Source organism: Labrys sp. F242 (genome assembly GCF_057813875.1).
The window spans coordinates 643,506-665,999 of record NZ_JBVASG010000001.1; the positions used below are offsets into that span (position 1 = coordinate 643,506).

At 64.5% G+C, this 22,494-nt stretch carries 21 protein-coding genes; 6 read left to right on the top strand and 15 right to left on the bottom strand.

The genetic code is table 11. The annotated features are described in order from the left end of the window. Nucleotides 1-5: 5 nt before the first annotated feature. A complete protein-coding gene (locus ACZYTC_RS03070; protein WP_488988867.1) occupies nucleotides 6-1,196 on the bottom strand; it encodes an acetyl-CoA C-acyltransferase in 1,191 nt (396 codons plus the stop codon). Nucleotides 1,197-1,289: 93 nt separating this feature from the next. Between ACZYTC_RS03070 and ACZYTC_RS03075 the strand changes: the two genes are divergently transcribed. Together ACZYTC_RS03075 and ACZYTC_RS03080 are read left to right on the top strand one after the other, a co-directional pair. Further along, complete coding sequence (locus ACZYTC_RS03075) at nucleotides 1,290-2,099, top strand: alpha/beta fold hydrolase (RefSeq protein WP_488988868.1); 810 nt, start codon at nucleotides 1,290-1,292, stop codon at nucleotides 2,097-2,099. Next, nucleotides 2,089-2,697: a TetR/AcrR family transcriptional regulator gene (locus tag ACZYTC_RS03080; RefSeq protein ID WP_488988869.1), complete on the top strand. Its 609-nt coding sequence runs from the start codon at nucleotides 2,089-2,091 to the stop codon at nucleotides 2,695-2,697. Before ACZYTC_RS03075 ends, ACZYTC_RS03080 begins: the two co-directional genes overlap by 11 nt. 25 nt (nucleotides 2,698-2,722) lie before the next feature. On the opposite strand, the gene ACZYTC_RS03085 is transcribed toward ACZYTC_RS03080, so the two are convergent. The 4 genes from ACZYTC_RS03085 to ACZYTC_RS03100 all read right to left on the bottom strand — a co-directional run bounded on the left by ACZYTC_RS03085 (nucleotide 2,723) and on the right by ACZYTC_RS03100 (nucleotide 6,142). Beyond that, on the bottom strand, nucleotides 2,723-3,289 hold the full coding sequence (locus ACZYTC_RS03085) for a hypothetical protein (protein WP_454815107.1): 567 nt from the start codon (nucleotides 3,287-3,289) through the stop codon (nucleotides 2,723-2,725). Nucleotides 3,290-3,432: 143 nt separating this feature from the next. Further along, the gene (locus ACZYTC_RS03090; RefSeq protein ID WP_434959678.1) at nucleotides 3,433-4,827 is read right to left on the bottom strand and encodes an ATP-binding protein; all 1,395 of its coding nucleotides are present in this window, start codon (nucleotides 4,825-4,827) and stop codon (nucleotides 3,433-3,435) included. 53 nt (nucleotides 4,828-4,880) lie between these two features. Continuing rightward, a complete protein-coding gene (locus ACZYTC_RS03095; RefSeq protein ID WP_434957472.1) occupies nucleotides 4,881-5,594 on the bottom strand; it encodes a response regulator in 714 nt (237 codons plus the stop codon). Beyond that, entirely contained in the window at nucleotides 5,591-6,142 is a 552-nt protein-coding gene (locus ACZYTC_RS03100) for a MarR family winged helix-turn-helix transcriptional regulator (protein WP_434957471.1), read from the bottom strand. The genes ACZYTC_RS03095 and ACZYTC_RS03100 overlap by 4 nt, the downstream gene beginning before the upstream one ends. 580 nt (nucleotides 6,143-6,722) lie before the next feature. Here ACZYTC_RS03100 and ACZYTC_RS03105 point away from each other — a divergent pair. After that, a complete protein-coding gene (locus ACZYTC_RS03105) occupies nucleotides 6,723-7,616 on the top strand; it encodes a branched-chain amino acid aminotransferase (RefSeq protein WP_488988870.1) in 894 nt (297 codons plus the stop codon). Nucleotides 7,617-8,287: 671 nt separating this feature from the next. On the opposite strand, the gene ACZYTC_RS03110 is transcribed toward ACZYTC_RS03105, so the two are convergent. Further along, nucleotides 8,288-9,286: an aldo/keto reductase gene (locus ACZYTC_RS03110; RefSeq protein WP_488988871.1), complete on the bottom strand. Its 999-nt coding sequence runs from the start codon at nucleotides 9,284-9,286 to the stop codon at nucleotides 8,288-8,290. Between the two features lie 94 nt (nucleotides 9,287-9,380). Here ACZYTC_RS03110 and ACZYTC_RS03115 point away from each other — a divergent pair, with 94 nt between their 5' ends. After that, the gene (locus ACZYTC_RS03115) at nucleotides 9,381-10,271 is read left to right on the top strand and encodes a LysR family transcriptional regulator (protein ID WP_488988872.1); all 891 of its coding nucleotides are present in this window, start codon (nucleotides 9,381-9,383) and stop codon (nucleotides 10,269-10,271) included. 9 nt (nucleotides 10,272-10,280) lie between these two features. Here the strand turns inward: ACZYTC_RS03115 and ACZYTC_RS03120 are convergent, their stop codons facing one another. The 4 genes from ACZYTC_RS03120 to ACZYTC_RS03135 all read right to left on the bottom strand — a co-directional run bounded on the left by ACZYTC_RS03120 (nucleotide 10,281) and on the right by ACZYTC_RS03135 (nucleotide 14,242). Beyond that, a complete protein-coding gene (locus tag ACZYTC_RS03120) occupies nucleotides 10,281-10,868 on the bottom strand; it encodes a dihydrofolate reductase family protein (protein ID WP_441770488.1) in 588 nt (195 codons plus the stop codon). A 25-nt stretch (nucleotides 10,869-10,893) separates the two neighbouring features. Next, nucleotides 10,894-11,370, bottom strand: a complete 477-nt coding sequence (locus ACZYTC_RS03125; RefSeq protein ID WP_488988873.1) for an SRPBCC family protein — start codon at nucleotides 11,368-11,370, stop codon at nucleotides 10,894-10,896. After that, nucleotides 11,363-11,713 (bottom strand): ArsR/SmtB family transcription factor, encoded by a 351-nt coding sequence (locus ACZYTC_RS03130; protein WP_434957465.1) that lies wholly within the window; start codon nucleotides 11,711-11,713, stop codon nucleotides 11,363-11,365. The genes ACZYTC_RS03125 and ACZYTC_RS03130 overlap by 8 nt, the downstream gene beginning before the upstream one ends. Before the next feature lie 219 nt (nucleotides 11,714-11,932). Beyond that, nucleotides 11,933-14,242, bottom strand: a complete 2,310-nt coding sequence (locus ACZYTC_RS03135; protein WP_488988874.1) for a heavy metal translocating P-type ATPase — start codon at nucleotides 14,240-14,242, stop codon at nucleotides 11,933-11,935. Between the two features lie 80 nt (nucleotides 14,243-14,322). On the opposite strand from ACZYTC_RS03135, the gene ACZYTC_RS03140 reads away from it, so the two are divergent. Then, on the top strand, nucleotides 14,323-14,751 hold the full coding sequence (locus tag ACZYTC_RS03140; RefSeq protein WP_434957463.1) for a MerR family transcriptional regulator: 429 nt from the start codon (nucleotides 14,323-14,325) through the stop codon (nucleotides 14,749-14,751). A gap of 31 nt (nucleotides 14,752-14,782) precedes the next feature. Here ACZYTC_RS03140 and ACZYTC_RS03145 read toward each other — a convergent pair whose 3' ends face one another. Genes ACZYTC_RS03145 through ACZYTC_RS03165 form a run of 5 tightly spaced genes read right to left on the bottom strand, consistent with a single transcriptional unit; the run spans nucleotide 14,783 to nucleotide 21,141 of the window. Further along, complete coding sequence (locus ACZYTC_RS03145) at nucleotides 14,783-15,859, bottom strand: DUF2218 domain-containing protein (protein WP_488988875.1); 1,077 nt, start codon at nucleotides 15,857-15,859, stop codon at nucleotides 14,783-14,785. Continuing rightward, nucleotides 15,856-16,698 carry an ABC transporter ATP-binding protein gene (locus ACZYTC_RS03150; protein ID WP_488988876.1) on the bottom strand — a complete coding sequence of 281 codons (843 nt, stop codon included), beginning with the start codon at nucleotides 16,696-16,698 and terminating at the stop codon, nucleotides 15,856-15,858. Before ACZYTC_RS03150 ends, ACZYTC_RS03145 begins: the two co-directional genes overlap by 4 nt. Then, nucleotides 16,695-17,765 carry a FecCD family ABC transporter permease gene (locus ACZYTC_RS03155; RefSeq protein WP_488988877.1) on the bottom strand — a complete coding sequence of 357 codons (1,071 nt, stop codon included), beginning with the start codon at nucleotides 17,763-17,765 and terminating at the stop codon, nucleotides 16,695-16,697. Before ACZYTC_RS03155 ends, ACZYTC_RS03150 begins: the two co-directional genes overlap by 4 nt. Continuing rightward, nucleotides 17,762-18,967, bottom strand: a complete 1,206-nt coding sequence (locus ACZYTC_RS03160) for an ABC transporter substrate-binding protein (RefSeq protein WP_488988878.1) — start codon at nucleotides 18,965-18,967, stop codon at nucleotides 17,762-17,764. The genes ACZYTC_RS03155 and ACZYTC_RS03160 overlap by 4 nt, the downstream gene beginning before the upstream one ends. After that, nucleotides 18,961-21,141, bottom strand: a complete 2,181-nt coding sequence (locus ACZYTC_RS03165) for a TonB-dependent siderophore receptor (protein WP_488988879.1) — start codon at nucleotides 21,139-21,141, stop codon at nucleotides 18,961-18,963. Before ACZYTC_RS03165 ends, ACZYTC_RS03160 begins: the two co-directional genes overlap by 7 nt. Nucleotides 21,142-21,456: 315 nt before the next feature. Here ACZYTC_RS03165 and ACZYTC_RS03170 point away from each other — a divergent pair, with 315 nt between their 5' ends. Further along, entirely contained in the window at nucleotides 21,457-22,479 is a 1,023-nt protein-coding gene (locus tag ACZYTC_RS03170; protein WP_488988880.1) for a helix-turn-helix transcriptional regulator, read from the top strand. Nucleotides 22,480-22,494: the final 15 nt, after the last annotated feature.

Here is a 22,494-nt window from a genome sequence, read left to right on the forward strand (position 1 = left end):
TCCACTTACACGATCCTCTCGATCGCGATGGCGGTCGCCTCCCCGCCGCCGATGCAGAGCGAGGCGATACCGCGCTTGAGGCCGTTGCCGGCGAGGGCGTGCAGCAAAGTGACGATGATGCGCGCGCCGGTGGCGCCGATCGGATGACCGAGAGCGCAGGCGCCGCCATGGATGTTGAGCCGGTCGGCTGGGATGTCGAGGTCGCGTCGGGCCGCCATGGCCACCGCTGCGAAAGCCTCGTTGATCTCGAACAGGTCGACATCGCCGACGCTCCAGCCGGTGCGTTCGAGCAGCTTGCGGATGGCCGGGATCGGCGCCGTGGTGAACCAGGCCGGATCCTGGCTGTGGGTGGCATGGCCCTTGATCTCGGCAAGCACGGGCAGTCCATCACGATCGGCGATGGAGCGGCGGGTGAGGATGAGAGCAGCCGCGCCATCGGCATTGGCCGAAGAGCTTGCGGCGGTGATGGTACCGTCCTTGCGGAAGGCCGGCCTGAGCTGCGGGATCTTGTCGGGTGAGACCTTGAGCGGGTTCTCGTCGTCGGCAATCAGCCTGGGGCCGCCTTTGCCGGGCACCTCCACCGGCGTGATCTCGGCGGTGAAGGCGCCGGTTTCGATCGCCTTGCGGGCGCGGGTCAGGGTCTCCACCGCATAGGCGTCCTGGTCATCGCGGCTAAGCTGATAGGCCTGTGCCGTCGCCTCGCCGAAATCGCCCATCGGGCGGCCACCCTCATAGGCATCCTCCAGGCCGTCGAGCATCATGTGGTCGAGAAGGCGGTCATGGCCCATGCGGTAGCCGCTGCGCGCCTTGGCCAGCAGATAGGGCGCATTCGACATCGACTCCATGCCCCCCGTCACCACGATATCGGCGGAGCCGGCGCGAATGAGATCATGACCGAGCATCGTTGCCTTCATGCCGGAGCCGCACACCTTGTTGACGGTCGTTGCGCCCGTGGCGTCGGGCAGTCCCGCATTGCGGGCGGCCTGACGGGCGGGTGCCTGGCCAAGACCGGCGGGGAGCACGCAGCCCAGCACGACCTCGTCCACGCGGTCGGCGGGCAGGTTCGCCCGTGTCAGGGCCGCTTTCACGACATGGGCGCCGAGCGCGGGGGAAGCCAAGCTCGAGAGATCGCCCTGGAAACGCCCCAGCGGGGTGCGTGTGGCGGAGACGATGACGACGGGGTCGCTGTTGGACATGGTTCAATCCTCGCTGGCGCAGGCACGGCGGAGTACCCATTGCATGATGAATGACATATTATATTATGATCATAATATAAAGAGGAGAAAGCCATGGATCTTTCGGAACGCGTCGACCCGCGCGAACTGGCTCTGCAGATGATTACGCCCCGGCGGCTTGCCCCGCGTGCCATTCCGCTTCCCAAAGGTGCGAGCCGTTTTTCCGTGGCGCATGAAGGCGGCCTCGTCGCCGGGTGGCGCTGGGGCCAAGGCGAGCCGGTGCTCCTGGTGCATGGCTGGGAAGCCTCCCATGTCGACATGCTTGCCTTCGTCGAACCCTTGCTGGCGCGCGGCCTTGGCGTGATTGCAATCGATCTGCCCGCCCATGGCGTGTCCGAGGGCGTGTCGGCGACCATTCCGCACATGGCCAGGGCCGTGGCCGCCGTCGGCAAGGCCTGCGGGCACCTGCATGGCGTGATCGGCCATTCCGTCGGAGGGCCGGTCCTGACCGTCGCACTCGCCGGAGGGCTGGATGCCGGGCGGGTCGTCCTGATCGCCTCACCAGCCAATTACGGCCGTCAGATGCGGGCTGCCGCGATGGCCTCGGGGGTCGTCGACACCATGGATCTCGCCCACATGGCAGACGAACTCATTCGCCTGGGCACCGAACTGCCGATCATGGACCTGCCCAGTTTCGCCGAACGGTTGACGCAGCCAGCCCTTCTCATCCATTCCGGCGATGATCGCGTCGTCGCCATTAGCGAAGCCCGCGAGATCGCCAGATATTGGCGGGGATCGCGATTGATCGAGATGGATGGACTTGGCCATGGCCGCATTCTCGGCGATGCTGGCGTGATCGGCCACGCAGTGGATTTTCTGGCGGCGCGATTCCTGGTGGGAGACGAGGCTGTTCATGCGCTATGACAAGGGGCACAAGGACGAGACGCACCGGCATATTCTTGAAACCGCCGCGCTGCGTCTGTTGCGCGATGGCATCGACGGCACCGGCATTGCGCCGTTGATGGCGGATGCGGGCCTGACCCATGGCGGTTTCTACAGCCATTTCGCCTCGAAGGATGCCTTGGTTCGCGAAGCCGTCACCCATACGCTGACCCAACGGCGCGGCAAATTGCGCCGCTCCGCCGAACGCGCCGATGATCCGATCGAGGGACTGATCCGCTATTATCTGCGTCCCATCCACCGGGATACGCCCGGGCAGGGCTGCGCAATCGCTGCGCTTTCCGGTGAAATTGCGCGTCAGTCCGAGAAGACCCGGGCTGCCTTTACCGAAGAGCTCTTCGGCAGCATCGGCGTGATCGCGGATCATCTGCCCGGTGGCGATGCCGAAGCGCGCCGCAGCACTGCGCTCGCCATCATGGCCCTGCTGGCGGGAACGCTGCAGCTTGCACGCGTCGTCCCCGATCCCGAACAGTCCAACGCGATTTTGGAGAACGGCGTCGAGGCGGCGCTGAAACTGGCTCGTGGCCCTGCCTTGGGCGATAAGGAAATCGGCGGGAAATAACCCTCTTCGTGTCGGCCTCTGGCCGTCATCGAACCCAGCCCAGCTCTGCCAGCAGCAGGCGGGCGAGTTCCTCGGGTGAGCGGCCGTCCGTCTCCAGCCTTATCGCTCCGTTGTCCGCCTCTCCTGCCATGCGCTCTGCCTGTGCCAGTGTGCGCTCGAGCTGGTCGTCCAGTCCGGATCCGATTTCGCGCTGAATGAGGCGCTCGGTCAGCGTGTTTCCGTTGGCCTGCAGGCGCACGACGGTGATGCGCGCATCGGGAATGGCGGCAAGGATCCAGCGCCGGTCGAAGTCGAGATGCAGCATCACGCCCGACATGATCAGGCACCGATGGCCGAGAGCGCGATAGGTCGCCCAGATCGCCGCCAGATTGAGCGTGCTCATGTCGAGCGTGCCTGGACGCAGGCGCTCCAGGTCCGCTCGGCTTGGGCGCGGATACACCCTGTCGAGTTCGTCCGTCTCCACGATGGCATGGGCAATGCCGGCTGCCGCCAGTTGCCTCCCGACTTCCCAGGTCAGCGTCGACTTGCCGATCCCCGCGGGACCGGTGATCACTACGATGTTGACGGGATCGGGCGCGATGTCATTGGGCATGAGGCTTGGCATAGTCCTGGCGGGTCGAGATGGTGTCTTACCAAATCACCAAGATGCTGACGCATTCGTACCTTGAACACCTGATGATTTTCGATTCCAAATCATGAGAAGGAACCAAAAGTCATCCCCGATGCCTCTTGGCATCAGACTGGAATGCGCACAATCGCCCTCAGGCCGCCCAACTGGCTGGTGGCAAGGGTGATGTCGCCACCATGGAAGCGGGCGATGTCGCGCGCAATGGCGAGGCCGAGGCCGGTGCCGCCATGGTCCTGGTTGCGGGCCTCGTCCAGCCGGAAGAAAGGCTTGAACACGTCCTCACGGCTTTCTTCGGGAACGCCGGGCCCGTCGTCATCGACGGTAACGATGAGATAGCGCTGCTCGCGCACGCCGGTGATGAGGATGGTCCTGGCAAAACGCTGGGCATTAGATACCAGATTGGTCAGGCAGCGCCGGAATGCGTCCGGCCGCACCACCACGATGGGATCGCCCTGGAAGCTGACCCGTGCGTCCTGGCCCTGGCGCATGGCATTGGCGCGCAATTCCTCCAACAGGGCGGCGATGTCGGTGGCTTCGGCTTGCTCCGCCGCATCGCCGCGCGCGAAGGCGAGATAGGCCTCCAGCATGCGGCTCATCTCGTCGACGTCTTTCTGCAGGTCCTCATATTCGGGACTGCTTTCGTCGAGCAGGGCCAGCGAAAGTTTGAAGCGGGTGAGGATGGTGCGCATGTCATGCGAGACGCCGTTGAGCATGGCTGTGCGCTGTTCGAAGGCGCGCTCGACACGCCGGCGCATTTCGATGAAGGCGCTGGCCGCCTGGCGCACCTCACGCGCACCGCGCGGACGGAAATTCTGGACATCGCGCCCCTTGCCGAAATCCTGCGCGGCATTGGCGAGTTGCTGGATCGGCCGAATCTGGTTGCGCAGGAACAGGATCGCCACTGTGATCAGGATCAGCGAGGAGCCGAGCATCCAGAGCAGATAGATATAGGAGTTGGAGGCGAAGGTCTGGCTGCGACGGGCAAAGACACGCAGCACGGCATCGTCGAGCTTGACGCGGATCTCGACGAAGTCCGAGCGGCCGACGGTATCGATCCAGAAAGGCAGGCCGATGCGCATGCGGATCTCGTCCGACAGCGCCTGGTCGAGAATGTCGAAAAAGGGGCGGGCGCCGCGTGGCGGCAGATCCTCGAGTGGACGAAACTCGATACCGAGTGCGAGCTGCTTTTGGGCCACCAGTTGGAGCAGGTCTGTCGTGTTCTTGTCATGGGGCATTTGCTGGTAGAGCTCGACGATCGCCGCGATGTCCTTGGTGGTGGCGGCCGACAGCCGCGCCGTCACGCCCTGCCAATATTTTTCCATGAACATATAGGTGACAATGGCCTGCAGCAGCACCATCGGCGTGATGATGATTAGCAGCGAGCGGGCATAAAGGCCCTTGGGCATGCGGTCGCCCAGCGCCGAAAGCACGCGCCCGGGACCAGCAGAGAGTTCACGTACCCTGGGCCAGGCAATGCGTGCGGCCTCGGAGACCCCGGACAGGCATTTGCGGAGCAGGGCCCCGGCAAACTGGAGGGCCGGCAGACGAGGCTCCATCACATGTCGACCATCAGGCGATATCCGGTGCCGCGTACCGTCTGCAGATAGACGGGATTGCCCGGATCCCTCTCGATCTTGCGCCGCAGCCGATTCACCTGCACGTCGACGGTGCGTTCATTGGCGATGTCGGCGGCGGGGCCGGCGAGTGCCAGCCGATCGACCGTCTCGCGCGGAACTTCGACCAGCAGGCGCAGCATGTCGCGCTCGCGTTCGGTGATGCGGACTGTCTCGCCGCCCTGCTGGAGTTCGCCGCGCGAGACATGAAAGGTGAAGTCGCCAAAGGTGACGATGTCGCTCGCCGGTTCCGCCGGTGGCGGAGCAACCGCCCGTTTCAGGATGTTGTTGAGGCGCAGCAACAACTCGCGCGGCTCGAACGGCTTGGGCAGATAGTCGTCGGCGCCGATCTCCAGGCCCTTGATGCGATCGTCCGGATCGCCGCGCGCCGTCAGCATCAGGATCGGCACGCTGGAACTGCCGCGGATCCAGCGGGTCAGATCGAAGCCGTTCTCTCCCGGCATCATCACATCGACGATCATCAGGTCGAAGGTGAACGCCTCAATGCGCTGGCGGGCGCTGGCGGCATGCTCGGCCGTGGTTACGCGATAGCCATGCTCGCCGAGATAGCGCGAGAGCAGCGTACGGATGCGGCTGTCGTCATCGACCAGCAGGATATGGGGGGCGTCGTCGGGAAGGACGGCAACCTTGTTCATTTCTTTTCGCCCCGAATCTTGTCACCTCTGGTGACATTGCCGTGGATGAGCCGAGCGACTTCCGCTCGCCCGTCCGGATCGACCATGGCGAACAGGAAGCGTTGCGCCAGTTCGGGACCGGTCAGGCCGGCTTCGGAGAGCGCCCGCGCGATGCGTTGGGATTGAGTCGTTGCCAGCTCGACGGCCAGTTGCTTGCCTTTCACCGTGGTGGTCAGCAAGCGCTGGCGCCGATCCTCCCGGCCTTCGCGCTGCAGGATGAAACCCTGGTCGACCAGGTCTTTCAGCACGCGGGCCAGCGACTGCTTGGTGATCTTCAGAATATCCAGCAATTCGGCGACAGTAAGATCCGGATTGCGGTCGACGAAATGCAGCACGCGGTGGTGGGCCCGCCCAAAGCCATAGGCTTCGAGGGCATGATCGGGATCCGCGACGAAATCCCGATAGGCGAAGAAGAAAAGTTCGATCAGCTCATAAAGCGGAGGCTCGCCCCGCTCGGTTTCCGAGCGAGGGGCGGGGGTAGGCGAGAACGAGAAATTTACGTCAGTCATATTGACATATTTTCGTCAGATCATTACGCAAACGGGGCTCACGGCGAAAGGATGTTCCGCAAGGGCGGGTGGAGACCTCAACGCGTGAAGTGCGGTGCCGTTTCCGGTACGAAACATAAGAGGATTTGGCCCCCGACGCAAAAGCGACGGTTGTTCTTATCCAGCCACGTCCCGAGCGGAAAAAGATGCTCGCGGCGAACGGAACAGTTTCCGCAACTGCCCGCCAATGGCTATAACATTGCGGTCATCAAGGTGTTTTTGCGATCCGGCGGAGTTGCCGACAATTGCAAGGATACCTCGAGGCAAGGAGTTGGAACAAACGAGCGCGCGGACATGAACGCGCTTTGCTCCAAAGCGTTTTGCGATTTGATGGAGTTGTCCAAAATCGCAAAGACGCGTCGAACTGAGAGTGAGAGCAAACAAGCGTTTTCGACAAAACGCGCTTTGCTCCAAAGCGTTTTGTGATTTGACGGAAGCGTTTCAAATCGCAAAGACGCGTCGAACTGAGAGTGAGAGCAAACAAGCGTTTTCGACAAAACGCGCTTTGCTCGAGGAAGCGCGAGGCGCTGGAGGATTTGTCATGTCGATGTTGCCCTTCGATCAACGCGATGGCTTTATCTGGTTTGATGGCCAGATGCTGGCCTGGGGCGATGCCAAGCTTCATGTTCTGTCGCATGGGTTGCATTATGGCGGCGCCGTCTTCGAGGGCGAGCGGTCCTATGGCGGCAAGATCTTCAAGTCCTCCGAACATTCGGCGCGTTTCCGCCGTTCGGCCGAGATTCTCGACTTCGCCATTCCTTATTCTGTCGAGGAACTCGATGCCGCCAAGCAGGCCGTGCTCGACAAGAACGGCCTGAAGGACGCCTATGTCAGGCCGGTCGCCTGGCGGGGCTCGGAAATGATGGCCGTGGCCGCCCAGCATGCCACCATCCATACCGCGATTGCGGTGTGGGAATGGCCGAGCATGTTCGACATGGCGACCAAGATGAAGGGCATCCGCCTTGACGTGGCCGAATATCGTCGGCCCGACCCGCAGACCGCGCCCTCGCTGTCGAAGGCCGCCGGCCTTTACATGATCTGCACCATCTCCAAGCATCGCGCGGAGCGTCGCGGCTATGCCGATGCCCTGATGTATGACTGGCAGGGCCGCGTGGCCGAATGCACCGGCGCCAATGTCTTCTTCATCCAGGACGGCAAAATCCACACGCCGATCGCCGACTGCTTCCTGGATGGCATCACCCGCCGCACGGCGATCGATCTCGCCAAGGCTCGCGGCCTGGAAGTGATCGAACGGCGCATCATGCCGGACGAGCTCGGCAGCTTCAGCGAGTGCTTCCTCACCGGTACGGCCGCCGAGATCACGCCGGTCTCAGAGATCCTCGAGCATAGCTATACGCCCGGCACCATCACCCGCACGCTGATCGAGGATTTTAATCAGGCCGTGCGTCCGGAGAGCCAGTCGGCCGCGGCCTGACCGGGCTGAGATCAGCGAGACGAAGCAGGGAGGCAGGCCCACAGGCCTGCCTTTTGCGTCTATGGTGCCGTAAGGAACGAAACCTGTTGCGGTGGCAACAGCGACAGCCTCGCCGCCGTGCTGGAATAGATGAGGTTGCGGCCAGGATGGGAGCGCGAGCGATGCGGGCATTTCGGCATCTGACCCTAGGGGCTGTCACGGCACTGGCATTCGCTGGCGCTTTCGCGCCGGCTGTCGGCATTGCACGGGACCGCTCGCAAATATTGCGTCTGGCGCCGCTTCAGATCATGTGCATTCGGGCACCATGTCCCTGGGGCGAGATGGCAATCAGATCAGTGGACGCTACCGATTCGCCGCACCCGCTCTATCGAGGGTCGTTGCCCAGGCTGCAGGCAAAGCCCGCCGATGCGGCCGCGATCCGTCGTGCCTGGCGGCAGCGGGCCTGCCTGATCGTCCGGGGCAGTGTGGAAAAGTCCGGCGCCGGCGCGAGCCTGCACGTATCAAGCATCTTGCGGCGATGCTGAGAGCCTGACGCATATTCCCAGGGCCTGCGGGAGATACCGCTCCATCTGTTCGCACCGGCCTGGCCCGATGGAGTTGCCGGCCAGGCCATCCGCAGCCTTGCGCCGCGCCACCTGACCGGCAGATTCGACTGAACGCCTTCCGCCGCTTTACGAGGCGTCGACCAGCGCCATGGCTTCCGGCATGTAGCGTTCGCCGCGGACGTTGGCCGGCGGCATGGCCGCGTCGATGGCGGCAAGGTCTGCTCCGCTGAGGGCAATCCCGGCGGCGGCCGCATTGTCCTCCAGGTGAGGCAACCGCCGTGCACCTGGGATCGGCACGATGAAGTCCCCCTGGTGCAGTATCCAGGCCAGGGCGAGTTGAGCCGGGGTTACCCCCTTGCCGTCGGCGATAAGGGAAAATTCGGCCAACAGGCGCTGATTCGCCTCCATGTTGTCTTCCTGGAAGCGGGGCAGGGATTTACGCCAGTCGTCGGCGGCGAGCGTGCTGTGATCCCGGATCGCGCCGGTCAGCAAGCCGCGGCCCAGCGGGCTGTAGGGCACGAAGCCGATGCCGAGTTCCCGGCAGACCGGCAGAACATCCGCCTCGACATTGCGGCTCCAGAGCGAGTATTCCGTCTGGACGGCGGCAATGGGATGGACGGCATGGGCGCGTCGGATGGTCGTCGCGCCGGCCTCCGACAGACCGAGGGCCTTGACCTTGCCCTCCCTCACCAGATCCGCCATGGCACCGACCGTATCCTCGATCGGCACGGCGGGGTCGACGCGATGCTGGTAGAAGAGGTCGATGGCCTCGATGCCCAGGCGACGAAGAGAGGCCTCGGCGACGGCGCGCACATGTTCGGGACGGCTGTCCACGCCGATGATGCGGTCCCGATCCTGGCCTTCCGGCGCAATGCGGAAACCGAATTTGGTGGCGATGACCACCTTGTTCCTTACGTCCTTCAACGCCTTGCCGACGAGCTCTTCGTTGGTGAAGGGCCCATAGACTTCCGCGGTATCGAAAAGGGTGATGCCAAGATCCACGGCGCGATGCAGCGTGCGGATGGCATCCGCCTCGGCTTGGCCGCCATAGGCAAAGCTCATCCCCATGCAGCCGAGGCCGATGGTGGAAACGTTGAGGTTTGAACCGAGCTTGCGTGTCTTCATGGGACGATCCTCCGTGGTGGCGGGGACCATGTACCCAAATACAATGTTCGATAATCCATGCTTTTATGAACGGCTTGTTCTATATGGCTTAACAATGAAGCGAGCCGACTTGCCTGCCCTCGTCATTCTCGCGGCCGTGGCCGATCAATGCAGCTTTCGTGGCGCTGCCCGCAAACTTGGCATGTCGGTCTCCGCCGTCAGCCAGGCGATCACGGGCCTCGAGGAAAGTCTCGGCGTGAGGCTGCTGACTCGCACGACGCGTAGTGTCGCCCCGACCGTCGCAGGGGAGCGGCTGTTGATCCAGTTGCAGCCAGCGCTTGCCTCGATCGAGGAGGCGCTCGATCAGGCGAGCGCCTCGCAGGCCGATATCGCCGGCATGCTGCGTTTCAGTGCACCACGCGCGGCCGTGCAGTCCGTGCTGCTGCCACTGGCATTGCGGTTCATGCGCCGATATCCGGCAGTGACCGTGGAAATCCTGGCGCAGGATGCCTTCACCGATATCGTGGCGTCGGGGGTCGACGCCGGCGTCCGATTCGGTGAAAGCCTGCATCAGGACATGATCGCCGTACCGCTCGGGGGTCCGCTGCGCTTTGCCATCGTCGGGGCGCCCAGCTATCTGAACGGTCGTCCTAGGCCGGAGCTGCCCGCCGATCTCCACGATCACGATTGCATCCAGCGTCGCTTCACCGATGGCTCCCTCTATCGCTGGGAACTCGAACGGGACGGCAAGGCGATCGAACTGGCCGTGACGGGCAGCCTGATCGTCAACGACGATGCGCTGATGCTCGATGCCGCCCTTGCCGGTCAGGGGCTGGCACTGCTGATCGAGGGACTTGTTGCCGAGGCGCTCGTGCAAGGCAAGCTCGTGCGCCTCATGGAGGATTGGTGCCCAGCCTTTCCGGGGCTCTTCCTCTATTACCCGAGCCGGCGCCTGATGCGCCCGGCCTTGCGTGCCTTTGTCGATTTCCTGAAGACACAGGCCTAACCGAAGCCGTTACAGTTTGGCGTAATGCAGCACGGCCACGCCGCAGGGGAAGGGGCGGGCGTCGATGAGCCTGAGCCGGGTCGTTTTGCGAAGCTCGCCGAGGACTGCCTTGCCGCTGCCGAGCAGAGCCGGATTGACGATGAAATGGAATTCGTCGATCAGCCCGGCCTCCGCCAGGGACGACACCAGGATGGGGCCGCCATAGACGATGATGTCCTTGCCGGGTTCCTGCTTGAGGCGGGTGACCTCCTCGGAGAGGCCTGACCTGGCGATTTCGGTATTGGCCCAGCGCGTCTCCGTCAGCGTGCGGCTGAACACGACCTTGCGCATGTCGCCGATCGCCTTGGCGAAACTTGACTGGAGGCTGGCGGAATCCTCCGCAACCGTCTGCCAATGCTGGTGAAAGCCTTCCTCTGCCATCACGCGGCTGAGCAGGATACAGTCGGAGGAAAAGTTGAGATCGTGGTGGTAGCGGCGCAATTCCTCATCCCAGCCCCAATCCGGTGCCCAGTTCCACACCATCCAGTCATTGATGCCATCCTGGCTCGAACTGAAGCCATCGGCGGAGATCTGCATTTCCAGCTTGAGCTTGCGCATGGCCTGGCCTCGCTGTGGGGGAATTTCAGGGCGACACCTCGGCGAGATAGGCTTCGAGCCTATCGAAGCTCTGGTTCCAGCCCTCACCATGGCCGTCCCGCGAGGCGAGGGAGGTGAAGATGGCCTGGTGAAAGCGCATCAAGGTCTGGCCGTTCTCATCCTTGAAGGTGACGGTGACGATGGTCTCGGGGCCGGGATTGCCGTCGTCGCCTTCCCAGGCATGGGTGAAGACGAGGCGGGCAGGCGGCTCCACCTCCAGATAGGTGCCGCGAACCCAATGATCCGTGCCATCAGGCGCATGCAGGCAGGTGCGGTAGAAGCCCCCGGGATTGCAGTCGAACTGGTCGGCGGTGGCGGTGAAGCCCTTGGGTCCGGGCCAGTGGGCGAGGTGCTGCGGGTCCGTCCAGGCCTTGAACAACAGTTCGCGCGGAGCCTTGAACAGGCGGGTGATGACGAGCTCGTGCTCGCCGGCCGCCGGGGCAGCCTGGGTGTGGCTAGTCATGTTTGTCGTCCTTGTTGTTTCCGCGGGCCTGGAGTTCGGCGAGATAGTCGTCGAGACGGTCGAAGCTCTCGTCCCAGAAGCGGCGATAATGCTGGACCCAGTCGAAGGCTTGCCGCAGCGGCTCGGCCTCCAGCCGGCACGGGCGCCATTGCGCCGTACGGCCGCGGCTGATGAGGCCGGCCTTCTCCAGGACCTTGAGATGCTTGGAGATGGCGGGCTGCGTCAGCGTGAAGGGCTCCGACAATTGCATGACGGTTGCCTCGCCCCGGGCCAGCCGGGCCAGGATGGCCCGGCGGGTCGGATCGGCGAGGGCCGAGAAGGTGTCGCTGAGATGATCGGGCATCGTATATAGCCATATGGTTAATTAACCTAATGGCTATATACGATATCTAGGGACGACGCGTCAAGGTTGATTTGTTCTGTGTTTGAAAGGGCGGGTCCTGGTTAGGGCGCGCGACCCCTCATCCCCCTGCCGGGATCTCTAGTCAACTCAAGAGAGTTGACGACACCCGCAGGGGGATGAGGGGTGATACGCGGCCTAGAAAGAAGGGGCTGGATCGCCTCAGCCGGCCTTCACCCGCAAGAGCCGCAGTGCATTCAGGGTGACCAGCACGGTCGCGCCGGTATCGGCGAGGATGGCCGGCCACAGGCCGGTGATGCCGGCGATGGTGGTGACCAGGAACACCGCCTTCAATCCGAGCGCCATCGTGATGTTCTGATGGATGTTCGTCATGGTCCGCCGCGACAGCGTGACCATGCTGGCCACGTCGCTGACGCGCCCATGCAGGACGGCGGCGTCGGCCGTCTCCAGGGCGACGTCGGTGCCGCCGCCCATGGCGATGCCGATATCGGCCGCCGCTAGCGCCGGCGCATCATTGATGCCGTCGCCGATCTTGGCCACGGTCAGTCCCTGCGCCTTGAGTTCGTTGACGATGCGCTGCTTGTCCTGCGGCAGCAATTCGGCATGCACTTCCAACCCGAGTTTGCCGCCGATGGCCTGGGCGGTGCGGGCATTGTCGCCGGTGAGCATGAGAGTGCGCACGCCGGCAGCACGCAGGGCCGACAAGCCGGCGATGGCATCCTCGCGTGGCTCGTCGCGCATGGCGATGAGGCCGGCCGGCGTGCCGCCGGCCAGGAGCACCGAGACGGTCTTGCCTTCCTGGTTGAGGGCCTCTATGCGCGCGGTGATTTCGGCGGAGAGTGCCGTTTCGCTCGCCGCGGCCTTGGGCGAGCCGAGGAAGAGCGCGAGGCCGTCGATGCTGCCGGTCACGCCCTTGCCACCGAGCGCCTTGGAGTTCGTGGCAACGGACGTGAGGATGTTCTGTTCGGCGGCCTTGGCCAGGATCGCGGTGGCGAGCGGGTGGCTGGAACCGGCTTCAAGGGCCGCGGCCAGCCGCAGCACCTCGGCTTCCTGGCGGCCGAGCGGCACGATGTCGGTCACCTTGGGCTTGCCCTCGGTGAGCGTGCCCGTCTTGTCGAAGGCGGCGGCGGTGATCTTGCCGACGGTTTCGAGCACGGCGCCGCCCTTCATCAACAGGCCGCGGCGCGCGCCGGCCGAGAGCGAGGCGGCTATCGCCGCCGGCGTGGAGATGACGAGGGCGCAGGGGCAGCCAATCAAGAGGATCGCCAGGCCCTTGTAGATCCATTCGTTCCAGGAAGCGCCGCCGATGAGGGGAGGCAGGATCGCCACCAGGGCGGCCACTACCACCACGCCCGGCGTGTAGTAGCGCGAGAACCGATCGATGAAGCGCTCGGTCGGCGCCTTGCTTTCCTGGGCTTCCTCGACCAGCTTGACCACCCGGGCGATGGTGTTGTCGGCGGCGGTCGCCGTCACGCGGATGCGCAGTGCCCCGTCGCCATTGACGGTGCCGGCGAAGACGGTGTCGGCGGTCTCCTTGCGCTTGGGTGTGCTCTCGCCGGTGACCGGTGCTTCGTCGATGGAGCTCTCGCCCGAGACGATGACGCCGTCGGCGGGAATGCGGTCGCCCGGCCGCACCAGGATCACGGCGCCAACGGCGAGGGTTTCGGCCGGAATCTCCTTGGTGCGTCCTTCTTCTTCGAGAAGAGCGGTCTTCGGCACCAGGCTGGCGAGAGACTGGATGCTGGCGCGTGCCTTGCCGGCGGCGACGCCCTCCAGCAATTCGCCGACCAGGAACAGGAAGACCACGGCGGCGCCTTCCTCGGCCGCCCCGATGATCACCGCGCCGACGGCGGCGATGGTCATCAGCATCTCGATGGTGAAGGGCATGCCGTAGCGAGCCGCGACGAAGGCGCGCCGTGCGATCGGAATGAGACCGACCAGCATGGCGATCTCGAAAGACCAGACCGCGATCGAAGGGAAGAGGTGTCCGATGCCATAGGCCGCTACCAGCGCGATGCCGGCGGCGATGGTGAGCACGCCCTTGCTGGAGCGCCACCACGGGCCTGAGGAGGGGGCATGATCATGACCATGCAGGCCGGCGAGGGTCGGGGCCTCGCCCCGGGCGCCGTGATCGTGCTTGCTGTGGTCGTGTCCAGCGTGATCGTCATGGTCGTGGTCATCGTGATCGTGCCCCGCATGATCATGGTCGTGACCAGAGCAGGCGCCGTGATCGTGATCGTGCTTATGATCGTGTGCGGGCTTCGCTCCCACGGCCGCCGGCGTCGAGGCACTCAGGGGCGAGACCATGTAGCCGAGGCGGCGGACCCTGTCCTCGACGACGCCGAGATCCTGGCCGTCGCCATGCTTGACCGTCATGGTGCCGGCCGTCACCGAAACCGAGACGTCCTCCACGCCGGTGACGCCGCGTACGGCCTTGTCGATCTTGCTGGCGCAGGAGGCGCAGTCCATGCCCTCCACGCGGTAACGGGTCTGGCTTGCAGCGATTGCCATTTCGAGTCTCGCATTTCGAATGGGTTGTATCTTCTGCAAAGGGGACTACATCCTCTAGTGGCTAGAGGAGCAAGCGGAAAATGAAGCTTTCAGGCGTGGCGATCGGCGAGGCGGCCAAACGTAGCGGCGTCAAGGTGCCGACCATCCGTTACTACGAGCAGGTCGGCCTGCTGCCGGCGCCGCCGCGCACCGATGGCAACCGGCGTCTCTACGAGGCAGCCGATGTGCGCCGGCTCGCTTTCATCCGCCATGCGCGGGAACTCGGCTTCGAGGTCGATGCGATCCGAACCCTGCTCGATCTGCAGGACAATCCTGGCCAGTCCTGCGCGGCGGCCGATGCCATCGCCCAGGCTCGCCTCATCGAGGTGGAGCAGCGCATTGCCAGCCTGCAGGCGTTGAAGGTGGAGCTGCAGCGCATGGCGGAAGGCTGCCGCCACGGCCGCGTCGCCGAATGCCGCGTGATCGAGATCCTGGCCGATCACGACAAATGCCTGCATGTGCATCACTGAGCGCGGCGCGTCCCGGCGCCGCAGCGCTTTCTCAATGAGCGATCTCGTCATGCCCCCTGCGCCAATAGGCGACGATGAGATGCTTGTGCTGGCGCAGGCCACGCTCGCCCAGGAGCTGGGCGCGCAAAGTGCGGAAAGCCTGGTATTCGCAGCCCACCCAGGCATAGAGGCGGGAACCGTCGCCGGGGAGGGCGGTGCGGCTGACCGCATCGACCAGTAGATTCGTGGTGCCGGCCGGCGCGCCGTTGCGGAACAACCACTCGATCTCGATGGCCGCGGCAAAATCGAGCTGCTGTACCTCGCTTTCGTCGGCGACCTCGATGAGGGCCTTGCCGCGCGCGCTTGCGGGCAGGCGCTCCAGCATGCGTCCGATTGCCGGAAGCGCGGTTTCGTCACCCACGAACAGATACCAGTCGGCCTCTGCCAGGCCGCCGCCGCCCGGGCCGAGAACGCCGACCTCCTCGCCCGGCTTCACGCTTTCCGCCAGGATGGAGCCCGGGCCAGCATCGGCATGGCGCACGAAATCGATATCGAGCGTACCCGCCGCAACGTCGAGCGAGCGCACGGTATATTTGCGCAGGCTGGGTTTGCGATCGGGATCGGGCCAATGGATCAGCCCGTCCGGACCGACGCTCGGCCATTGCGCCTCGGACAGGTCGGGGTGCTGGGCGAGGATGTTGAGATGCAGTGCCTCCATGGACTGATAGCGCGAGACGTCACTGGCGGAAAAGGTGATACGGCGCATCCGAGGCGTCACATCCTTTACTCCGATCACCCGGAAGATCTGGAAGTTGGGAGGACGTGAGATCTCCGTGCCATCCCCAGTCCAGGCGATGGTGGGCCGGCGGCCCTGGGCAAATTCCAGGATATGCGAGGCTACGGCCTGACGGATGAAGTAGAGTTCCTCGAGACTCTCCGCCTCGGTGTCGACCAGTGTGGCTGGGCCGGTCTTCGAAAAGCGGGCCTGGGCGCCGCGGAAACGAAGGATATGGGCGCCGTCGCGCTGCTCGACCGCCGCACCATGTTCGATGAAATGCTCGCAGAGCGGCCCGATCACCGCTTCGGGGTCAGGCAATTCGATGCGGGCCTGGGCGACAAAACGCTTCATGGGTTTGCCTTCTGGTGTTGATGGGTCGGGGGGATGCCTGAGCGGCTGCTCCGCTCGACCACACCGTCGACCATGATTTGCAGCCGTCCCTGCGAACAGTGCTCCACCCGCGCCTCGACGTCGTAGACATCGGCCAGCATGCGCGGGGTGAGGATTTCGTCGGGCGGTCCGGCGCCATGGAGCCTGCCCTGGCGCATGACGATGAGGTCGTCGGCCCATTGCGCGGCCAAGGCGAGATCGTGCAGCACGGCCACCACGATGCGGCCACCCGCGGCATAGTCCTTGATGCTGCGCATGATGAAATATTGCCGCGACAAATCGAGTGCGCTCGTGGGTTCGTCGAGCAGCAGCACGGGCGGTGCGCAGGCGATGGCTTGCGCCAGGCTGGCCACCTGCTTCTGTCCGCCGGAGAGCCGGTCGAGCGGCAGGGAGGCGAGATAGGGCACGCCGAGACGGGTGAGGACATCCAGCGCCTGCTCGGCATGCGAGCCTGCGCCTTCGCCGGCCTGGGCGACCCGCAGGGTCGCGATCACCGTTTCCAGCACGCTGAGGGAGACGTCGAGCGGCAGGGCCTGCGGCATGAAGCCGACCAGCCTCGCCCGTGCGGCGGGGCTGATGCGGGTGAGGTCGCGCTCGCCCAGCGCGACCTCACCGCGCATGCGAATGAGATGAGCCATGGCGCGCAGCAGGGTCGACTTGCCGGCACTGTTGGGGCCGACCAGCGCCACCAGCCGCCCCGGCTGCAGGGGGGGCAAAGTGAGATCGGCGATGATGTCATGCCCGCCATAGCCGGCATGAAGCCCGCGCACGACGAGTGTGGGGGTATGATCCGCTTTCATCGGCCTTTCCCCAGCGTTCGCAGCACCAGGGTGAAGAACACGGGCAGGCCGATCAGCGCTGTCACCACGCCGACGGGCAGCAGCAGGCCAGGTATGATCAGCTTGGTGACGATGGAAGCGACCAGCATGACCAGCGCTCCCACAGCCATGCTGGCGGGCAGCAGGAAGCGATGGTCCTCGCCGACCAGCAGCCGCGCGATATGCGGGCCGACCAGGCCGACGAAGCCGATCACGCCGACGAAGGCCACCGCGGTGGCCGAGAGCAGGCCGACGCGCAGCAGCGATCCCAGCCGCAACCTGGAAATGTCGACGCCGAGGCTGCGGGCGCGTTCCTCCCCCAGGCGCAGCAGCGTGAAGCGCGAGGAAGCCGCCAGCGAGAAGGGAATGCTGACGGCGAGCACGACAGCCAGGATCAGGGTGGAACCGGCATCCGCGCGCACCAGGCTGCCCATGCGCCAGAAGACGAGCTGCTGCAGGGCATCGGTCGAGGCCATGAATTGCAGCAGCGACAGCAGGGCTTCGGCCGACAGGCCGATCGCGATGCCAAACAGGATCAGGGTCTGCGGACTGGCGCCGCGCCAGCGGGCGAGCACGTGGATCGCCCCCAGCGAGAGGACGGCGAACAAGAAGGCATTGGCCGAAACCATCCAGCCCGCCGGTAACCCGGGCAGCGACAGGCCCAGCACGATCGCCACCGCCGCGCCGAGAGCGGCGCTGTAGGACACGCCGAGCGTGAACGGTTCGGCGAGGGGATTTCCGAGCACCGTCTGCATTTCCGCACCCGCCAAGGCAAGGGCGGCGCCGACCAGCAACGCCATCACGCTCATCGGCAGGCGGACCTGCCAGACGATAACCTGGATGGGGCGGGCCACTTCGTCCGTGTCGAACAGAGCCGCCAACGTGTTGTGCAGGCCGACACTGGACGGGCCGACGACGAGGTCGATCGAGAAGGCGGCGAGCCCGAGTGCGATCAGTGTAAGGACCAGGAGCAGGCGGCGGCGCTGGCTCGCGCGATAGTCGGTGAGGGCGGTGCGGCCGGAGCCATCGGTGGAAGGGACGGGGCTCATGGCGCCGACGGACCCGTCACAGGTCTCGCATCGATCCAGAAGGTTCCCTCGATCGGGGCTGCCAGGAAGCTCCGGTTGATCTCGGCCAGGGTCTGCGCCGGGTCGAGATCGGCGACCAGCTCCGGATGCGTCCATTTCGCCAGGCATTCGATCGCCAGGATGTTCAGGGCCGAAATGGCGACCTGGTGCGACAGGCCATAGGCGCGGCCTTCACGCACGGCGCTGAGTTCGCCGAGGAGATTGCGCTGGACCACGGCGCGCAGGGAGGTGCGGGCTGTTTCCGGCTCGATGCCGGCGCCGAGAACGAGGCCGCCGCGCTTGGCCAGATGCGAGCCGCCGGTGCCGACATAGACTTTTGGATCGGCGGCCAGGACATATTCGGGGCTGAGCTGGCCATCATAGCCGGGAACGATGTCCGCTCCGAGTACGCGGCCGCCGGCAAAGGCCAGGTCATGCGTGATGGGATTGTCCGCGCCGGGGGTGGAGCAGCATTGCAGGCCGGCATGGGCATCGACGAGGACCTGGGGCCAGGTGCCCCGGGGCTTCGTCTTCTCGCCTCGAAGTCGCTGTGCGATGGCGTCGTAGCGAGCCTTCAGGAAGGCCGCAAAGGCTTCGGCACGGGTATCCTGGCCGATGGCCCTGCCAAGCAGGCGGATCGAGGCGATGGTTGCCTCGCCGGCTCGCCTGCTGTTGCGGGGCGAGTCGAGAAAGATTACCGGCACGCCCGCAGCTTCGAGCTTGGCCGCGATCGCGTCCCAATCGGGCTGCCAGATGCTGACGACGAAAAGATCGGGTTGCGCGCCGAGGATCGCCTCGACCGAGCTGTTGGCGGGCGAAACTGCGCCGACCACGGCAATGTTGTCGATCTCGGGGAAACGGCGGCGAAAGGCATCGTAGAGGCCGCGATCGAAACGCTGCGGCGCGGCCCAGCCGGCCAGCTTGGAGATTGGCTGCGGATCGACGAGGGCCAGCGACAGCAGGACGAGGCTGTCATTGGTGACGATGCGCCTGGCCGGCTGTTGCAGGCGAACCTCGCGGCCGGCGGCGTCCGTCAGCCGGATCTCGGCTTGGGCCACCGATACCAGGCTCATGGCAGCCAGGATGAGGCTGCCGAGCAAGAGGAGGGTCATACGCACGTGAGCCACCATTCCGGTGACTGCGGCCTGCGGTTCGGTGCGGTAGAGCTCTGCGATCATCACCATGTGTATTTCAGATTCGCGGTGATGGCGCGTGCCGCACCGTAATTGCAGCTGCCACCGGTCCTGTTGAGACAGTGCGAGACATAGGTCTTGTCGAACAGGTTGGTAACGTTGACCCGAAGGGTCGTGCCCTGGAGTTCCTTGCGCAGCGTGCCGAAATCATATTCCGCGCCAAGATCGACCAGCATGCGGCCGGGAATACGCAACTCCGGATAATAGGTGACATCGGTCTGATAGGAGGAGGTTGCGCGCATGCCGGCGCTCAGGGACAGGCCGGGCACGATGCCGGGGCGATAGAGAGCCCACAGGCTGGCCTGGTGCTCGGGCAGCCGTAGCATTTCCCTGCCACGCTCCACCGCATTGGTGGAGGACAGGATCTTGGAGTCCGAATAGGCATAGGAGGCCATCACCTGGAATTGCGGCGAGAAATCATACTTGCCTTCCAATTCGATGCCGCGAACGCGCTGCCGACCGTTCTGGACAGAACCCACGATTCCGAGGGAGGACAGCGAATTATCCGTGGTGAGTTGGAAGGCTGAAACGCTCACCATACCCCCGCCACCGGGGGGCTCGTACTTCAGGCCGGCCTCATATTGCTCCGCCGTCAAGGCCTCGAAAGGTTGCCCGTAAGCGCTGGTTCCAAGCAACGGCAAGAAGGAGGTCGAATAACTCGCATAGGGTGCCAGCCCATTGTCGAACAGGTAGGTTAGCCCTGCGCGCCCGCTCAATTGCCTGTCCTTGGTGGTAACAGGTGCCTTACCTCTGGGCATGCGGTCTTTCGTATCAATCTGCGAGATGTCGTAGCGCAGGCCGAGCGTTGCGACCCAGCGGTCATAGCGGACCTGGTCCTGGATGTAGGCGCCGACTTGGTTCTGTGTCTGCAGGCCGGAGCGCTGAAGCGGGGCCAGTGGGAACGGGCCATTGCCATAGACGGGATCGAGGATGTCGATCGGCCGTGTCGGGCCGCTATTGCCGAAATTGGTCGACGAGGTGCCATGCACATAGTCGAGGCCCGCCAGCACCGTGTGATCGAAGCGGCCGGTGGCAAATTTGGCCTCGATCTGGGTGTCGACCGTGAAGGCCGATAGCGTGTCCTGCGACATGGCAGTGACGCGATCAAGGGTTCGTCCGTCGGACTGCCAGGCAAAGGCAGGGTTCACCAGCACCAGTTTCATGCTCTGGTCGGAGCGGCCGTAGCGCAGGTTCTGGCGCACCGTCCAGGTGTCGTTGAAACGGTGCTCGAACTCGTAGCCCAGATGGAAATAGTCGCGGTGGAAGTGGCCCCAATCCGGCTCTCCAAGGAAGATGTCGCGCGGGATCTGGCCCTTGGGATTGCGCAGCAGCGTGCCCACGGCCGGATAGAAGCGCGGATTGAAGACCGGCCGATCATTCTGATAGTAGCCGTAAAGCGTCAGCGTGGTGTTCTCGTCGGGGCGCCAGCTCAGGCTCGGCGCGATCAGGAACTGCCGGTCGCGCTCATGGTCGATCTGGGTGTTGAGGTTCTTGGCCAAGCCGATCAGCCGATAAGACCAGGCGCCGTCGTTGCTGAGGGGGCCGGTGAAGTCGAAGGCGCCCTGGATGCCGCCGAAAGCGCTGGATTGCAGCGACATTTCGCGGCGGGCGGTGGTGAGCGGGCGCTTGCTGACCTGGTTGATGAAGCCGCCCGGCACCGTGCGCCCATAGAGCACCGAGGCCGGGCCCTTGATCACCTCGACCCGATCAAGCGTATAGGGGTTGATGGCGGGATTGGCGTAGGCGCTGGGATCGCCGGGCAGCACGAGCCCGTCGAGCCAGGTTGTGGCGTAGGTGTTGAAGCCGCGGATGTAGAGCCAATCATAGCGGATATCGTTGCCGTTCGGGTCCGACATCACGCCCGGCGTGTAGCGCAGTGCCTCGGCAACCGTATTGGCACCCTGCGCATCCATCTGTCCGCGCGTGACGACGCTGACCGCCTGTGGTGTTTCGATCAGGGGCGTATCGGTCTTGGACGCGCTCTTGTTGCGCTTGGCCACCACGCTCCGCTCACCGCTCGGGCCACCTGTCGCCTGGACGACGACCGGATCGAGCTCGATCGGTTGCGACGTCGCCGTGCCATTCTGCTGCGCCAGGGCGGCGGGCGCGGACACGCCATGGAGAAGGACGATGGTGAGCGTCAGCCCGGAGACGTTTGCAACCATACGCAATCGCAACACGAATTCTGCGCAGTCTAGATTCATTCTAGATTTTGAATTTCGTAACGATCCACTGGTAACGCTGCGATTGTATTCTAGTTTTGATCTATTCAAAAACATGCGAGGCCCAGGGAATTGACTTACTAGGTGAGTTTAATTATCGGCTATGGCATTGTTTCGTACTTGGCAATGTTAAGGTCTTTGCGCGCCGATCTTAGATCTTTGCGCGCCGATGAAATCTTTGGTGACGGATGATCGCGGCGTCCCAAGCCCTGACTCTGGGGTGGAGAGATGCCGGACGTAGACGGAAGGGCTTTGCCGATGAGCACAGTGTCAAGCCAGCGCGGGCAGGCTACCGGCGGCGAGCTCAAGGCCATTCGCGTGCGCGATTTCCTCGAAAGGGACCGGGTTGCCCTCGATAGTCCCGACAGCCGCCTGTCGATGGATGATATCCTGATGGAAGGCGAGTTTATGCACCGGGAATTGCGCCCGGGCCTGTTCCTGCATGGCGGCGATGTGGTCGAAGAGCACGCCTTTACGGTCACCTCGCATCTGCAGGCGGGCCTGTCCTGCATCTTCTTCGTGGACGGCAAGGTGGGGCTTGGGATCGGCGACCGTCATTTTGAGTTTCGGGGCGGGCCGCGCGGGGCGATGGAAGGCGTTGCCATCATGAGTACCACGCCCGAGATCTTCCGCAGGATCTCGCGGGAACGCCAGCATGTCCGCCATCTGGTCGTGTCCGCCTCGCCGGAATGGTTGCAGATCGAAGGTCTTGAAGCGGTGCATGGCGATGGGGTCGTGGCCGGGCTGCTCAAGGATCATCTGGGCGAGCATCGCTGGATGTTGACACCGCGCCTGGCCGAGCTGGTGCGGCAGGTCATGACGCCGACGGCCTTCGCGCCGGAACTGCGCAATCTCTATCTGGAGGGGCGCGCCGTGGAGATCGTAGCGGAGACCATCGCTGCGGCGACGCGGACAGATCGCGGCAAGCCCGCCAGCGGTGCTTTGGCTCGTCAGGATCTGGTCCGCCTGCGGCGCGCCAAGGATCTGATCGAAGCCCATCTGGCCGAGTCGCTCAGCATCGAGGCGATCGCCCGGGAGGCGGGGGTCTGCGCCAGCGGCCTGCAACGGCTGTTCCGGTTGGGGGAGGGCCATAGTGTCTTCGACTATGTGCGGCGCATTCGGTTGGAACATGCCCATGCCGCCCTGCTGTCGGGCGAGAAGAGTGTGCAGGAGGCCAGCGAGCTGGCGGGCTATGCCAGCCCGGCCAATTTCGCCACCGCTTTCCGTCGCCAGTTTGGTATCACTCCCCGCGAGGTGCTGGGCGCGCGACGGGCCCATTGAGGCCACCGGACCATC